This is a genomic window from Microlunatus sp. GCM10028923 (genome assembly GCF_042666975.1).
Taxonomy (GTDB): Bacteria; Actinomycetota; Actinomycetes; order Propionibacteriales; family Propionibacteriaceae; genus Microlunatus.
This window is the reverse complement of record NZ_JBHTFF010000006.1, coordinates 431800-447045: the sequence shown is the minus strand read 5'-3', so window position 1 is coordinate 447045 and position 15246 is coordinate 431800. Positions and strand designations below refer to the sequence as shown.

Here is a 15246-nt window from a genome sequence, read left to right as displayed (position 1 = left end):
GGGTGAAGGAGCTGATCGAACGTATCAAGGCACGCCCGGGGATCGCCCATCTGATCCGGACCGGTGAGCGGTACACGACCCGGCTCGGCGACCAGTTCGGCGCGGCGATCACGTACTTCTCCGTGCTCGCGCTGGTGCCGATCCTCATGTTCGCTTTCTCGATCACCGGCTTCGTGCTGACGTACAGCCGCCCCGACCTGATGCAGACGGTCGTGGAGGCGGCGACCGGCGCGGTGGGCGGCTCCGGCAACAGCGGGCAGCAGATCGCCAAACTGATCGAGAACTTTCTGAAGGGCTGGGCGACGGTCGGCATCGTCGGTCTGGTCTCGGCCATGTATTCCGGCTCCGGCTGGATCGGCAACCTGAAGCAGGCCGTGCAGGGCCAGATGCGGGAGAACTTCGACTACGCGGAGAAGAAGGAGAACTTCCTGATCAAGATCGGCGTCAACCTGCTGATCCTGGTCGGACTGTTGATCTTGGTCGCGCTGACCTTCTCGCTGGCGGGACTGTCCACCGCACTGAGCGGCACCGTGATCGGCTGGCTCGGGCTGGACGACCTGCCGTGGCTCAGGCCGGTGCTGTCGCTGGTTCCGGTGATCATCTCCGTCGGCGCCGGCTGGGTCCTGTTCATGTACCTCTACACCGTGCTGCCCGAATACCGATTCCCCTGGCGGACCGTCCGGCGCGGCGCCCTGATCGGTTCGATCGGTCTCGGCGTTCTCCAATATCTGACCAGCTTCCTGGTCGGCATCTTCGCGGGTAACGCGGCCGCCGCCGTGTTCGGCCCGGTGATCGCCCTGATGCTCTTCTTCAACCTGTTCGCCCGCCTGATCCTCTTCGTCGCCGCCTGGATCGCGACCGCACACCAGCCGGCGGTCGCGCCGGTCCAGGTGGAGGAGCGGGTACGGTTCGCGCTGCACCCCGAGCCCGCCGAGCCGGAACCGGTCCTGGTCCCGCAGGAGGTCGCAGTCCGCTCGGTCCGGGTCGGCATGGGCGCCGGCTACGTCACCGGCGCCGCAACCGGCGTCGGCCTCGGCGCCGTGATCGCCGCCTTCGCCGCCCGCCTCGCCCGCCGCCGAGCCGACAAGAACTCGTAACCCCGCCCGACCCGTCGGCTCGGTTCATGACGCCGAGTGGACGGCTTGACCCCGATCCCGGCGGTTCTGCCGGTCAAAGCGTCCACTCGGCGTGCTGGGGTGCTGGTCGGGGGAGGGCGCGGGTGTGGCTGAGCAGGAGGACGGGCGGCGGGTCGGTCGAAGCTGATCGTGCCGGCCGACGGCTGATCCCTCGATTCAGCCGAACCGGGCCAGATCGAGGTCTGGCGTGCGGGCGGGCCGTGTGGCGACAGCGCCGAGACCTCTGTCAACGGCGAAGTGCAGGATTCCCCGTTCCGGGCGACTTCCCGAGTGGCGTGGCGCCGTTCGGTTCGGCGTGCAGCTGATCTTGGAACGGGGCGCCGGTGCGAGTGGCACAGATTTGTCGTTTGCGGCCGCGCCGACGTCGAAATCGGGCCTGGCGAGGCCCTTGAAGTGCAATCCAGTGACATTCGCGCGGCGCTGCCGAGGGTCAACGTTCTGATCGACCGAGGGCCGTGCGTGTTGGCCGGCAGATGATCATCGACTCAACGGAGCCAGGCCGGATCGGGGGCGGCCGTTCGGGCGGGACACGTCGTGGCAGTGTCCAGACCAGCGGCACCGCGACCGGCCGGTTCGTCGGCGCGGAGGGAGCTTCCCGAGCGGCATGGGATTGCGCGGATCGGCGCCCCTTACCGATCCGGAACGGAGTGGCACAGATTTGTCGTTTGCGGCTGCGCCGAAGCCGAAATCGGGCCCGGCGAGGTCCTTGAAGTGCAATCCGGTGACATTCGCGCCGCCGTACGGCCGAAGGCGCCGTTCTGGCAGTCGACCGAGGGCTGATCATGCTGATCATCGGACTTCATGGCGCCGAGTGGACGGGTTGACCTCGATTTCGGCGGATCTGCCGGTCAACGCGTCCACTCGACGACCGGTCGAGTAGAGGCTAGTGCGCTGCGGCGGGTTGCGGGGTGGCCTGGCCGATGCCGGCAAGCAGGTCGGCAAACCAGGGCTGGGTGATGTCGAACGGCTTGCCGCCCTTGATCCGCTCGAACTCGATCGCGCGGAGTTCGTCGCCGCGCTCCTCGTCCTGGCCGATCACGCCCGGCTCGCCGCGCAGGGCGGAGTCGACGGCGAGGTCGGTCATCGACTTGATCAGGTCGAGGTCGCGCTGGTTGGCGGCGGCGGAGCGGGAGAAGTAGCCGGACTTCTGCACCATCACCTTCTCGGCGCCGATCCGCTCGGCGAACTTCGAGGCGAACCAGGCGCCCGGGTTGATCGTGTCGATCTTGACGTGGCCGAAGGGGTCGCGCTCGACCTCTTCGCCGGAGCGTTCCAGTTCGGCGACGATCGTGTCCAGGCCGGCGCCCTCGGAGAGGAAGATCGTCACGTTGCCGACCTCGTCCATGATCGACTTCAGCCGGACCGACTCCGCGTCGAGGTCGATCACGGCCTCGGGGACGTACACGCCGTGAACGTCCCAGGCCGCCCGGCTGAGTCCGATCTCGGGCAGCCAGTCGCGGGTGTCCAGCCAGTCCCGGTACGCCTGCGCGGTGGCCGCGGTGAGCCAGCCGCAGTGCCGGCCCATGACCTCGTGCACGATCAGCATCCGGGAGGCGGAGTTGTGCTCGCCGACGATGTTCTCGGCGAACCGGGCGCCCTGCTCGGCGGCGGTCCACGCGCCCAGCGACTGCCGGATCGGCACCACGTCGTTGTCGATCGTCTTCGGCAGCCCGACGACGGTCAGCGGGTAGTCGTGCTCGGCCAGGTAGGCGGCCAGGTCGGCCGCGGTGGTGTTGGTGTCGTCGCCGCCGATGGTGTGCAGCACGTCGACGCCGTCGGTGGTCAGCCGCTCGGCCGCGGCCTGCAGCGGATCGACGCCCTCGGCCACCAGACCGCGCTTCACGAGGTCCTTCGCGTTGGTCAGCTTGACCCGCGAGTTGCCGATGGGGGAGCCGCCGTACTCGTGCAGCAGGCCGGCTTTCGCCCGTACCTCGGGCGTGACCACGAGGGAGTCGCCGGAGAGCAGGCCCTGGTAGCCGTGCCGGTAGGCGATGATCTCGACCTCGGGGGCGAGTTCGGTGTAGCGCTGGATCAGCCCGCCGATGGCGGAGGAGAGGCACGGGGCGAACCCGCCGGCGGTGAGCAGTGCGACCTTCTTGACCATGGCGGTCATCCTAGGGTCCCCGGTCGACGGGGCGATGCCGACCCCGGGGCGCAATTGGGTTCCCTCGGTGAGGCTGCCGTACTAGCGTGCTGGGCGCGACCGCATACGACCGAGGCGACGGGGGATGTCCGTGGCAGAGTTCGATTACGTCATCGTCGGGGCCGGACCGGCCGGCTGCGTTCTGGCGGACCGGTTGTCCGCCGATCCGGGCACCACGGTGCTCCTGGTCGAGGCCGGCGACCACGACAGCAATCCACTGATCGCGATGCCGGGCGGCGCCTTCACCCTGCTCGGCGATCCGAACACCGCCTGGTTCCATCCGACGCGCCCGTTCGGGCCGACCGGGCTGGTCGAGCACTGGGTCCGGGGCAAGACGCTGGGCGGCTCGAGCTCGGTCAACGGCATGGTCTACAACCGCGGCCAGGCCGCCGACTACGACGAGCTGGTCCGGCTCGGCAATCCGGGCTGGGGCTGGCCCGACCTGCTGGCCGCGTTCACCGCGATCGAAGATCACGAACTCGGCGCCGATCCGGTTCGGGGCGCCGGCGGGCCGCTCCAGGTGAGCAGTACGGAGGTGCGGGCCACCCCGCTGCTGGACGACGTGATCACCGCCGGGACCGAGCTGGGCTGGCGGTCGACCCGGGACGTCAACGAGGCCGACGGCGAACGGATCGGGTACGCGATCGCGACCATCCACGACGGCCGGCGGGTCAGCGCCTCGACGGCGTTCCTGCAGCCGGCGCTGGACCGGCCCAACCTCACCGTCGCTGTCCGTACCGTCGTCGATCGGTTGTTGTTCGACGGCGACCCGGCTGCGGAGGTACGTGCCGTCGGCGTCACCGGCCGGCACGACGGCCACAGCTTCGAGGCGACCGCGACCCGCGAGGTGATCCTGGCCGCCGGCGCCATCGGCAGCCCGAAGCTGCTCCAGCTCTCCGGTCTCGGGCCCGAGCCGGTGCTCCGGGCCGCCGGCGTCGACGTGCTCCGGGACGTACCGAAGCTCGGCCGGCGGATGCGGGAGCACCGGGCCTTCCAACTCCAGTTCCGACTGACCGAGGAGCTCGGCTACAACCCGGTGCTGAGCACGCCGGAGGGCCAGCAGGCTGCGCTGCAGGAGTATCAGGAGCACCGGCGCGGAGTCCTCGCGGCGCCTCCGTTCGAGATCGTCGGGTTCCTGAAGACGCGGCCCGGACTCGACCGGCCGGACGCCCAGCTGCAGATCGCGCCGCTGTCCATCGCGCCGCGGCGGCAGGGTGCGACGGTCGAGGTGGAGCGCGAGCCCGGCATGATGGCGATCGGGTTCGCGCTGCGGCCGGTCAGCGAGGGGAGTCTGCGGATCACGTCCGCGGATCCCGACGCACCGCTGGACATCGACGCCAACTACCTCGCCATGGAACCGGACCGGACCACCACGGTCGGCGCCTTCCGCGCGCTGCGCCGCCTGTTCGAGACCGCGCCGCTCGCCGATCGGATCGAGCGGGAGACCGAACCGGGACCGGCCGTCGGCACCGATCAGGAGATCCTCGACTACGTCCTGACCGTGGGTAGCGCCGGCTATCACGCGGTCGGCACCTGCGCCATGGGTCCGAGCGCGGAGGACGTGGTGGATTCGCGGCTGCGGGTCCGCGGGGTGGCCGGGCTGCGCGTGGTCGACGCCTCGGTGCTGCCGGTGATCGTCTCCGGCAACCTCAACGGGCCGGTCACCGCGCTGGCCTGGCGGGCGGCCGACCTCATCCGCGAGGAATGATCAGGCGGGCTCGCAGAGCCGGGACGTACCCGGCTCGAGGTAGACCGCACCCGGCCCGTCCGCGGCGACCGTGTCGTCCGGGTTCTGCAGCGAGCAACGCTTGAGGCTGAGGCAACCGCAGCCGATGCAGTTGTCCAGTTCGTCCCGGAGCTTGATCAACCGGGCGATCTGCGCGTCGATCCGGGGCCGCCAGTCCCGGGACAGCCGCGCCCAGTCGGCCCGGGTCGGCGTCCGGTTGTCCGGCAGGCTGTCCATCGCTTCGGTGATCTCCGTCAGCGACAGCCCGACCCGCTGCGCCGACCGGATGAACGCGATCCGGCGCAGCATCGCCCGTTCGTAGCGGCGTTGGTTGCCGGTGGTGCGGGTCGCGGCGATCAGACCCTGCGACTCGTAGTAGCGCAGCGCCGAGGGCGCGACACCGGACCGGGCGGCCAGATCTCCGATGGTCAGCTGATCGTTCTTGTGCAGCATGATCACCAGACTAGTTCAAGCTGAAGCAAGCTTTAAGAGTGGTACGGGATTCCGGTGGCGAGTGCGGCTTCGATCACGGCCGGGGCGGTTGCGGCCTGCACGGTGGGCAGGTCGTCGCCGGGCCAGCTGCGGCCGCGATCCACCCAGCCCGTCCGCAGGCCGACCCGCGCTGCTCCTCGTACGTCGGCGTCGGGGTGATCACCGATCATCCAGGGCTCACTCCGGTCGGGGGACCGGTCCATCGCGATCGCGAAGATCCGCGGGTCGGGCTTCTTGCAGCCGACGGCCTCGGAGATGATCACGTCGTCCACGAGGTCGGCCAGCCCGGTCAACTTGAGCTTGCGCCGCTGCTGCCACACGCTGCCGTTGCTGACGATCACCCGCCGGACGCCCTGCGAAGCCAATGACTCGAGCAGGCCCGCGACGCCGTCGACCGCCCTGATCTCCTCGACGTGCTCGCGCAGCAGCCGCGCGACCAACAGATCCGGGCTGTCCGTCAGCTCGAACCGGTCCCGCAGCGCCACCGCGACCCGGTCCCGCGGCGTATATCCGTCCGCGTCGAGCTCGAGCAACCAGTCGACATCACCAGGCCCACCGCCCACCTCGGCGACGAACCGACTCGCCCAGGCCGCGAACGCGGCCTCCCGGTCGACCAGCGTGTTGTCGAGATCCATCAGCAGCAGCACCCCCGAACCCTCCCCCCAAACCACCGACCGGGCACAACCGCAGCCGTTCTGTCGGCGTGTCGCTGCGGAGGTGCCGAGTCGGCGAGAAAGGCGGGGCGGGCGACAGGTCGCAACTGCGGGCTGGGCCGTGGCGTCCTGCTACCTGCCGAGTTGAGGGAAGACGGCCTCGGGCGTGCCCACCTCGGGGCCGGAACCGAGTTGGTGGCGGAGCCGGTCGGCGCCGTCGGGTACCAACGGGGTGAGTTCGTCGGCGAGGACGCGGCAGACCGAGAGGGCCGTGGCCAGGATGCGGTCCAGGTACGGGTCGTCGGCGGGCAGCCGCCAGGGCTCGGACTGCTGGAGATACCGATTGGCCGCGCGGGCCACGTCGATCACGGCAGCGGTTGCGGCACGCAGGTCGAAGCGGGCCAGCGCCGTGTCGACCCGGCCGGGCAGGGCGTCGGCGGCGGCCAGCAGGTCGGCTCCGGCCGGCTCCGGATCGGGGTCGAGCCGGTCGACGCGGCCCGAGCGTCGCCGGTTGATCAAGGTGACGGTGCGGTTCACCAGGTTGCCGACGCCGTTGGCCAGGTCGGAATCGTGGCGTTCGACCAGGGCGGGCTCGGTGAAGTCGGTGTCGCCGACCCGGGCCACGCCGGCGGCCAGCCACCAGCGGACCGCGTCCCGCCCGTAGCTGTCGACCACGGCCGCCGGATCGGCCGACCCGCCCGCGGACTTGGAGATCTTGGCGCCGTCGACGGTCAGGTAGTCGTGGACGAAGATCGAGGTCGGCAAGGGCAGGCCGGCGGAGAGCAGCTGGCCGAGCCAGGTCAATGCGTGGAAGCGGACGATGCCCTTGCCGATGACGTGGATCCGCTCGGCCGAGTCCTGCCACCAGGTCCGGTAGTCGGCACCGTCGTCGGCGTACCCGAGCGAGGTCAGGTAGTTGGCCAGCGCGTCCCACCAGACGTAGATCACCTGGCCGTCGTCGCCGGGCACGCCGATGCCCCAGCCGTCGGCCCGGGCGGCCGGGCGGGACACGCTGACGTCGGGCAGCCCGGCGTCGATCAGGCCGAGGATCTCGTTGCGCCGCGACTCCGGCTCGATCCGCACCTCACCGGAGTTGATCAGCTGCCGGATCGGCTCCGCGTACCGGCTCAGCGCGAAGAACCAGTTCTCCTCGGCGACCGGTTCCGGTTCGGTGCCGTGCTCGGGGCAGCGGCCGGCGACGAGTTCGTCGTCGGTGTAGAACTGCTCGCAGCCGGCGCAGTAGCGGCCGCGGTACGTCCGCCGGGTGAAGTCGCCGGCCTCGGCGCAGCGGCGCCAGATCCGCTGGACGCCCGGCGCATGGCGCGGGTCGCTGCCGGTCCGGATGAAGTCGTCCAGGCTCAGCCCGAGCGGACCGGTGAGCCGTTGGAAGGCGTCCGCGTTCTCGGCGACGAAGGTGGCCGGGTCGACGCCGGCGGCCCGGGCGGCGGTGACGTTCTTCAGGGCGTTGTCGTCGGTGCCGCTGAGCAGGCGTACCGAACGGCCGCGATGGCGGTGGTGCCGGGCCAGCACGTCGGCCTGGACGAACTCCAGGGCGTGGCCGAGATGCGGCCGTGCGTTGACGTACGGGATCGACGTGGTCAGGTAGACGGTCATGGCAGAACTCCTCGGGGAGGCGACACCTCGGAGTTCGGCCACCCCGCGATGCCGCGGGGTGGATGGGCGCAGGCCGGATTACCCCGTGGGCGGGGTCATCATGATCGGCGTGCGGAACATGCCCACCAGCCTAGCCAGGTCACACCCGAGGCCGCCCACCCTTTTCGCCAGGGCGGGAGGGCTCGCCCCGGGCCGAATCCCGGGCGAGTGCGACCATCGTCACACCGTCTTAACGCGCCGAGGCGGCGGCAGCCTCGATCCGCGCGGCCAGGCGGGTTAGTATGCCGCTCATGACGGAGGCGGACCGCTTGAGGTTCAGGTACGCCGCCCGAACCGACGTCGGTCTGGTCCGCCCGCATAACGAGGATTCCGGCTTTGCCGGCCCGTATCTGCTCCTGGTCGCCGACGGCGTGGGCGGCGCTGCAGCCGGGGAGATCGCATCGGCGAGCACGGCATTCGCTTTGAGTTCGGCTGCGATCGTTCATGATCACCCAGATCTGACCGGTTTCCTGGCCGAGGTGATCGAGGTCGCCCACCGGCAGCTGCGCGACGACGCGGAGTTGCATCCGGAGCGTCGGGGGATGTCCACGACGTTGACCGCGATCATGTCCGACGGTGACACCTGTGCGATGGCACACGTCGGGGACTCGAGGGCGTACCTGCTCCGGGACGGCTTCCTGACCCAGCTCAGTCATGATCACACGCTCGTGCAGCGGCTGATCGACACCGGCGAGCTGACCGAGGAGGAGGCGCTGAGTTATCCGTACCGCAGCGTCGTCCTGCAGGCCGTCGACGACCGGCAGCCGCCGGTGCCCGACTTGTGCCAACTCGAGCTGATGGTGGGGGACCGGCTGCTGATCTGCAGCGACGGCCTGAGCGACCTGGTCGACGACCAGCAGATCGCCGACCTGCTCTACATCCACGACCTGGACGATGCGGCCAAGGCGCTGATCGCGGCGGCCGTGGACCGGGGCGGCCGGGACAACATCACCTGTGTCATCGGGGAGGTCGAGACCGGTCCGTTGATCCGGCGGCACGGCCAGTTCGTCGGTGCGTGCGGGCCGGACAACCTGATCGACCCGACGCCGGTACGGCTCGAATCCGCTCCGGTCCGGATGGGTGCCTAGATCTCTCCACCCGGACGGCACTAGGGTCGGACGATGGCGAAGTACTTCGATGTGCACCCGGACAACCCACAGCCCCGCGCCATCGGGCAGGTCGTCGACCTGGTCCGTGACGGCGCGCTGATCGCCTATCCGACGGACTCCTGCTACGCCCTCGGCTGCCAGCTCGGCAACCGGGAGGGGCTGGAGCGGATCCGGCGGATCCGGCAGCTGGACGACAAGCACCACTTCACCCTGGTCTGCCGCGAGTTCGCCCAGTTGGGCCAGTTCGTCCACATCGACAACGCCGTGTTCCGCAGCATCAAGGCGGCCACCCCGGGCAGCTACACCTTCATCCTGCCGGCCACCAAGGAGGTGCCGCGCCAAATGCTGCACCCCAAGAAGAAGACCGTCGGGGTACGGATCCCGAACCACATCACCACCCAGGCGCTGCTCGCCGAACTCGGCGAACCGATGCTGTCCAGCACCCTGCTGCTGCCCGGCGAGGAGGACGCGCTGACCCAGGGCTGGGAGATCAAGGACCGGCTCGACTCGGATCTGGACGCGGTCCTCGACTCCGGCGACTGCGGCGCCGAGCCGACCACGGTGATCGACTTCTCCGACGGGGCGGCCGAGGTCGTCCGGGTCGGCGCGGGGGACCCGACCCCGTTCGAGTGAGGAGGCCGCGATGCGGTCCATCTGGAAGGGCGCGATCTCGTTCGGCCTGGTCAACGTCCCGGTCAAGCTGTACAGCGCGACCGAGGACCACGACCTGTCGCTGCACCAGGTGCACGACGCCGACGGTGGCCGGATCCGCTATCAGCGGCGCTGCGAGGTGTGCGGCAAGATCGTCGACTACGAGCACATCGACAAGGCCTACGACGACGGCAGCACCACCGTCGTCCTGACCGAGGACGACCTCGCCGCGCTGCCCGAGGAACGCAGCCGCAGTATCGACGGGCGTTCGTGCCGAACGACCAGCTCGACCCGATCCGGTTCGACCGCAGCTACTTCCTGGAACCGGACAAGGCGGCCGTGAAGCCGTACAAGCTGCTCCGGGACGCGCTGGCCGAGTCCGACCGGACCGCGATCGTCACCTTCGCGCTGCGGCAGAAGAGCCGGCTCGGCGCCCTCCGGGTGCGCGACAAGGTGATCATGCTGCAGACCCTGCTCTGGGACGACGAGGTACGGGAAGCGGACTTCGACGTGCTGTCGTCGACGGCCTCGGTGTCCAAGCAGGAGAAGAAGATGGCGTCGTCGTTGATCGACAGCCTGGCCGGCGACTTCCGGCCGGACGCGTTCACCGACGAGTACCAGGAGCAGTTGCGGACCCTGATCGAGGCGAAGAAGGCCGAGGGCGAGGCGCTCGACACGGCGGCGACGTTCGGCGTCGAGGAGGGCGAGGGCGAGTCCGGCGGCGAGGTGATCGATCTGGTCGAGGCCCTCCGGCGCAGCGTCGAGGAGGTCGGCGGTCGGCGTACCGGGAAGAAGGCGGCCAAGAAATCCACGGCTAAGAAGAAGGCCACCAAGAAGTCGGCGGCCAAGAAGACCACCAAGAAATCCTCCGCGAAGAAGGCCAGCTGACCACCGCGCCTTGAGCTTGTCGAAGGGCTAGGGCAGATGTGGCTTCGCCCTTCGACAGGCTCAGGGCGCGGTGATGGTTTGGCTCAGGGAGCGTCGTGGCCGCGGCGGACGAGTTCGAAGCAGGCGACGGCGGCTGCGCTGGCGACGTTGAGCGACTCGACCGCACCGGGCATCGGGATGGTGACCCAGTCGGTGATCAGTTCGCCGACCTCGGGGCCGATGCCGTCCGTCTCGCTGCCGAGGACGAGGGCGACGGCGGGCCCGAGTTCGACGGTGAAGATCGAGTGGTCGCCGGACGCGGCCAGCCCGACCAGCCGGAAGCCGGCGTCGCGGAGTTGCCGGGCCGCCTCGACGGAGGTGCCGGACCGCAGCACCGGAGCCCGGAAGGCGACGCCGGCGGAGGCCTTGATCACCAGCGGGTCGATGCTGGCCACGCCGCGGTGCGGGATGACGATGCCGTCCAGGCCGGCGGCAGTCGCGGTGCGCAGGATCATGCCGACGTTGCTCGGCGTACGGACGCCGTCCAGCAGCAACACCTGGCGCGGCCGGTCCGGTCCGTCCAGCGCGGCGGTCAGGGTCCGCATGCCGGGCGCGATCACGTCGGCCAGCACGCCGTTGTCGTGCTTGCCGTTGCCGGACAGCAGCTTGATCCGGTGTGCCGGGGCCCGCTGAACGTCGACGCCGCGGCCGCGGGCGGTGGACTCGATCTGGCGGGCGGCCGGGCCGCGCTCGCCGTCGGCGATCATCACCTTGTCGATCGCCAGGTCCGGGTCGTCCAGGGCGGCCTGAACCGGCCGGTGGCCGTACACGGTGATGAAGCGGTCCTTCGGTGAGTCGGCCCTGGGCATGGCGGAGAGCCTACGCCCGGGCTCAGGAGTACGCGGTCGGGATCCTCGCCTCGGCCCGGAAGCCCTCGAACAACGGCCCGCCGAACTGGTCCAGGATCTGCTCCGAGACTTTGGCGATCGGGCCCGGGTCGCCGGTCCAGGCGGACCGGGTCGCGCCGAGCAGGTCGTCCAGCCAGCGGCTCCCGGTCTCCTTGTCCATCCGCTCCAGCTCGGTTACCAGCGCCTTGCCGCCACCGACCCAGCGCTTCGAACCGGACAGCAGCAGGTCGGCCGACGACTCGAGCAGGCCGGAGCCGATCATCCCGATCCGGTCCTGGTCCTGGGCACCGCGCAGGTCGTCCAGCAGGTCGGTGATCCGGTAGCGGCGGGCGTCCACCTCGGCCTGGCTGAGCGGCTCGGGCCCGGTCCGCAGCCAGTCCAGGCAGCGCCGCTGCCAGGAGGCGCCGGTGCCGTCGTGGTCGGCGAGGATGATCGACTCACCGACCAGCCGGATCATCGTCGGACGCCTGGTCTCGAGGCCCTTGTCGCAGAAGTGTGACAACGACTGCTCGGTCTGGACGAACACCTCGACCGGGTACCCCTCGTACCGCAGTGATTCCCGGTACGGCGCCGGCGGACCGGGCAGCAGCACCGTGAGATCGAGGTCAGAGGTGGGGGTCGCCGTTTCGCTGACGAAGCTGCCGCCCAGCCAGGCGGCCCGGAGATGGGGGAAGCGGTCCCGGACAAGCCCGCGGGCGAGGTCGACGAGTTCGAAGTCGATCACCCGGTACATTCTGCGGCCTTTTCGCGAAATTGGTACCGGAAATCGTGATTCCGTCTCATTCGACCTCGGGCGACATGCCTGGCCGCCGGGCGGTCCGGTCGAAATTCAGGCTCGACAGGGGCACCGGGGGCGAGTGGCACAGATCTGCACTTTGCGGTGTCGCCAAGCCCGATTTCGGGGGTTCGGGGCTCGTTGAACGGCAATCCCGTGCCACTCGGCGCGCCGGCAGCGGACGGCTTCGAGCGGGGCGGATCGACCGTTTCCGGGAGCGGCGTCGTCCGGCCGCCGCCGGCTACCACTAACATCGGCGCAATGACGTCTTGGCCCGGTCTGCCGCTCAGCACGTTCCTCGCGACGGTCCAGGTGGTCGCCTCCGCATGATCGCTCTGCTCTCCGCCGGCGCCGTCGGCCTGCTGTTCAGCCTGTTGGTCACGCCGGTGGCGATCCGGCTGTATCGGCGGTGGGGTTGGGGTCAGCCGATCCGGGTCGACGGCCCGACCACCCACGAGGTGAAGCGCGGTACGCCCACCATGGGCGGGCTGGTGTTCATCACCGGATCCCTGGTCGGCTACTTCTTCGGCCACCTGGTCGGGCCGGGCGTGCCGATCTCGCCGAGCGCGCTGCTGGTGATCCTGATGCTGGTCGGGCACGGCGTCGTCGGCTTCCTGGACGACTTCACCAAGACCCGGCTGCAGCGCAGTCTCGGCCTCACCGGCTGGCAGAAGATCGCCGGTCAGGTGACGGTCAGCACCGTGTTCGCGATCCTGGCCCTGCAGTTCGCCGACCCGCGGACCGGCCTGACCCCGGCGTCGACGGCGATCTCGTTCACCCGCGACATCCCATGGCTCAACCTGGCTGCGCTCAGTGTGGTCGGCGTCGTGCTGGTGCTGATCTGGATCAACCTGCTGGCGGTCGCCACCTCGAACGGCGTGAACGTCACCGACGGCCAGGACGGCCTGGCCACCGGCTCGACGATCCTGGCCCTGTCGGCGTTCATCTTCATCGGCTTCTTCCAGTCCAGCCAGGCCTGTCAGAGCGCCACCCGGTCGCTGGAGCACCAGTGCTTCGAGGTCCGCGACCCGCTGGACCTGGCGATCGTCGCGACCGCGCTGTCCGGCAGCCTGATCGGGTTCCTCTGGTGGAACGCGCCGCCGGCCAAGATCATCATGGGCGACACCGGCGCCCTCGGCCTCGGCGGTGCGCTCGCCGCCCTGGCCGTGCTGAGCCGCACCGAGCTGCTGCTGATCATCATCGGCGGCCTGTTCTGCGTCATCACCGGCTCGGTGATCGTCCAGCGGGCGTACTTCAAGATCACCAAGGGCAAGCGGATCTTCCTGATGAGCCCGCTGCACCACCACTTCGAGCTCAAGGGCTGGGCCGAGGTGACGATCACGATCAGGTTCTGGATCATCGCCGGCGTCTTCATGATCATCGGCGTCGGCATCTTCTACGTCAGCTGGCTCGGCACCTGACGTTCGGCCCGGTCAGGCCAGCCGGAACGCCAGCGTGTGCTGCCACCGGCTCAGGTCGGGCTGCTCGGCCGGGTCGGTCTCGTAGATCTCCAGCCGGGCCGCCCAGCGGTCGTCGGTGACATCGAACCGGTGCCCCTCGGCGGCGGCCCAGTCCAGCAGCCGCCCGGTCACCGCCATCAACTCGTCCGGGTGTCCGGTGTGACCGATGGTGGCGTACCGGCCCGCGGGCAAGACACCGCTCTCGATCTCGCCGTCACCGGCCAGCTCCGTCGCGGTGGGGACGCCGACCTCCACCTCGAGCTCGGCGGGCATGTCGATCTCGTTGTACTTCCAGAACGGCGGGCCGGCCGGGGCCAGGCCCAGTTCGGCCAACCGGGCGAACACGCGTCCGTGCACGGCGGGCAGGTCGGCGAGGCCGCTCATCGGGGTGCGGCGGACGATGAAGAGGTACGGCTGCGCGGCGCGGTCGACGATCCGCGGGTCGGTCATCACAGGATCCATACGGGTAAGACTCGCCGAACCGCCGGAACTCAGCGGCCTGGCAGCACCCTGATCGCCCGAGGCGGAACCGGATCGGGCAAGCCGCGCAGCGGTCCGCGCCCCGGCGTGATCGAACCGAGCACCGACGCGTGCCGGGCCCCGGTGCCGGACGGCAGCGTGCCGGGCAGCCCGTGCACGGTGAGGAAGCCGAGCAGCGCGAACAGGATCGCCTCCTTGGCCGCCGACGGCAGCCCGAGCTCGTCGGCGGTCCGCAGCGGGACCGGGTCCAGCAAGGCGGCGAGCCGGCGGGCCAGCGTCGGGTTGCGCAGCCCGCCGCCGGACGCCACCACCTCGGTCGGGCCGTGCCGCAGGATCGCCTCCGCGACGGTACGGGCGGTCAGCTCGGTCAGGGTCGCCAGCGCGTCGTCCAGCGAGTCCTCGGCCAGGGGCAGGACGCCGTCGAGGTGGCCGAGGTGGAACAGCTCCTTGCCGGTCGACTTCGGTGGCAGCCGGCGGTAGTACGGCTCCGCGAGCAGCCGGTCGAGCGCGTCCGGCAGCACCCGGCCGCGGGCGGCCCGGGCCCCGTCCTGGTCGTACGGCTCGCCGGTCACCTCCCGTACCGCCGCGTCGAGGAGGGCGTTGGCCGGCCCGGTGTCGTACGCCAGCGGACGGTCGGTGCCGAGGTCGACGGTGATGTTCGCGATCCCGCCGAGGTTGAGCGCGACCGGGTTGCCCGGCCGGGACCGGAGCCACAGCACGTCGAGCAGCCCGACCAGCGGCGCCCCCTGGCCGCCGGCGGCGATGTCGCGGGCCCGGAAGTCGGCGACCACGGGCAGCCCGGTCCGCTCCGCGATCCAGGCCGGCTGGCCGAGCTGCAGGGTGCCGCGGGCGGCGCCGTCCTCGACCCAGTGGTAGACCGTCTGCCCGTGCGAGGCGACCAGGTCGGCCCGGCCGTCGCACAACTCCTCGACCGCCTGGGCGGCGACGTCGGCGAAGCTCTGGCCGATCTCGGTGTCCAGCCGGCAGATCAGGTCGGCGCCGATCGGCCGCGGCGGCAGGGCCTCGGCCAGCGCCGTCCGCAGTGCATCCGGATAGGGCCACGACACCAGGCCGAGCGGCCGCAGCGTGATCGCGTCGCCCTCGAACTCCAGTTCGACGGCCGCCGCGTCGACCGCGTCGAACGAGGTCCCCGACATCATCCCGATCACCCGAAGCGGCACAGCGTCACGGTA

Annotated in this window: 15 protein-coding genes; 7 read left to right on the top strand and 8 right to left on the bottom strand. The window is 70.3% G+C overall.

What is annotated here, in order from left to right; all coding sequences use genetic code 11:
- Positions 1-2: 2 nt before the first annotated feature.
- Positions 3-1097, top strand: coding sequence for a YhjD/YihY/BrkB family envelope integrity protein (locus tag ACFQU4_RS17615; protein WP_377494183.1), 1095 nt, complete (start codon positions 3-5; stop codon positions 1095-1097).
- A gap of 922 nt (positions 1098-2019) precedes the next feature.
- On the opposite strand, the gene ACFQU4_RS17610 is transcribed toward ACFQU4_RS17615, so the two are convergent.
- Positions 2020-3240, bottom strand: a complete 1221-nt coding sequence (locus ACFQU4_RS17610) for a pyrophosphate--fructose-6-phosphate 1-phosphotransferase (RefSeq protein ID WP_377494181.1) — start codon at positions 3238-3240, stop codon at positions 2020-2022.
- Positions 3241-3370: 130 nt separating this feature from the next.
- Here ACFQU4_RS17610 and ACFQU4_RS17605 point away from each other — a divergent pair, with 130 nt between their 5' ends.
- Positions 3371-4987 (top strand): GMC family oxidoreductase, encoded by a 1617-nt coding sequence (locus ACFQU4_RS17605; protein WP_377494179.1) that lies wholly within the window; start codon positions 3371-3373, stop codon positions 4985-4987.
- Here ACFQU4_RS17605 and soxR read toward each other — a convergent pair whose 3' ends face one another.
- The 3 genes from soxR to metG form a co-directional block, all read right to left on the bottom strand.
- Positions 4988-5458 (bottom strand): redox-sensitive transcriptional activator SoxR, encoded by a 471-nt coding sequence (gene soxR / locus ACFQU4_RS17600; RefSeq protein WP_377494177.1) that lies wholly within the window; start codon positions 5456-5458, stop codon positions 4988-4990.
- Between the two features lie 32 nt (positions 5459-5490).
- Entirely contained in the window at positions 5491-6144 is a 654-nt protein-coding gene (locus tag ACFQU4_RS17595) for an HAD family hydrolase (protein WP_377494175.1), read from the bottom strand.
- Between the two features lie 138 nt (positions 6145-6282).
- Complete coding sequence (gene metG, locus ACFQU4_RS17590) at positions 6283-7764, bottom strand: methionine--tRNA ligase (RefSeq protein ID WP_377494173.1); 1482 nt, start codon at positions 7762-7764, stop codon at positions 6283-6285.
- 290 nt (positions 7765-8054) lie between these two features.
- Between metG and ACFQU4_RS17585 the strand changes: the two genes are divergently transcribed.
- The 4 genes from ACFQU4_RS17585 to ACFQU4_RS17570 are packed head-to-tail and all read left to right on the top strand — an operon-like array spanning position 8055 to position 10451.
- Positions 8055-8891: a PP2C family protein-serine/threonine phosphatase gene (locus tag ACFQU4_RS17585; RefSeq protein ID WP_377494171.1), complete on the top strand. Its 837-nt coding sequence runs from the start codon at positions 8055-8057 to the stop codon at positions 8889-8891.
- Positions 8892-8924: 33 nt separating this feature from the next.
- A complete protein-coding gene (locus ACFQU4_RS17580; protein ID WP_377494169.1) occupies positions 8925-9545 on the top strand; it encodes an L-threonylcarbamoyladenylate synthase in 621 nt (206 codons plus the stop codon).
- 10 nt (positions 9546-9555) lie between these two features.
- A complete protein-coding gene (locus tag ACFQU4_RS17575; RefSeq protein ID WP_377494168.1) occupies positions 9556-9906 on the top strand; it encodes a Ku protein in 351 nt (116 codons plus the stop codon).
- Positions 9834-10451, top strand: coding sequence for a Ku protein (locus tag ACFQU4_RS17570; protein WP_377494166.1), 618 nt, complete (start codon positions 9834-9836; stop codon positions 10449-10451). Before ACFQU4_RS17575 ends, ACFQU4_RS17570 begins: the two co-directional genes overlap by 73 nt.
- A gap of 83 nt (positions 10452-10534) precedes the next feature.
- Here the strand turns inward: ACFQU4_RS17570 and ACFQU4_RS17565 are convergent, their stop codons facing one another.
- Complete coding sequence (locus ACFQU4_RS17565) at positions 10535-11299, bottom strand: TrmH family RNA methyltransferase (RefSeq protein ID WP_377494163.1); 765 nt, start codon at positions 11297-11299, stop codon at positions 10535-10537.
- 22 nt (positions 11300-11321) lie between these two features.
- Entirely contained in the window at positions 11322-12062 is a 741-nt protein-coding gene (locus ACFQU4_RS17560; RefSeq protein ID WP_377494161.1) for a nucleotidyltransferase domain-containing protein, read from the bottom strand.
- A gap of 377 nt (positions 12063-12439) precedes the next feature.
- Between ACFQU4_RS17560 and mraY the strand changes: the two genes are divergently transcribed.
- Positions 12440-13534 (top strand): phospho-N-acetylmuramoyl-pentapeptide-transferase, encoded by a 1095-nt coding sequence (gene mraY, locus ACFQU4_RS17555; RefSeq protein WP_377494159.1) that lies wholly within the window; start codon positions 12440-12442, stop codon positions 13532-13534.
- A gap of 12 nt (positions 13535-13546) precedes the next feature.
- Here mraY and ACFQU4_RS17550 read toward each other — a convergent pair whose 3' ends face one another.
- Complete coding sequence (locus tag ACFQU4_RS17550) at positions 13547-14023, bottom strand: GyrI-like domain-containing protein (RefSeq protein WP_377494157.1); 477 nt, start codon at positions 14021-14023, stop codon at positions 13547-13549.
- Between the two features lie 41 nt (positions 14024-14064).
- Positions 14065-15234: an anhydro-N-acetylmuramic acid kinase gene (locus ACFQU4_RS17545; RefSeq protein WP_377494155.1), complete on the bottom strand. Its 1170-nt coding sequence runs from the start codon at positions 15232-15234 to the stop codon at positions 14065-14067.
- Positions 15235-15246: the final 12 nt, after the last annotated feature.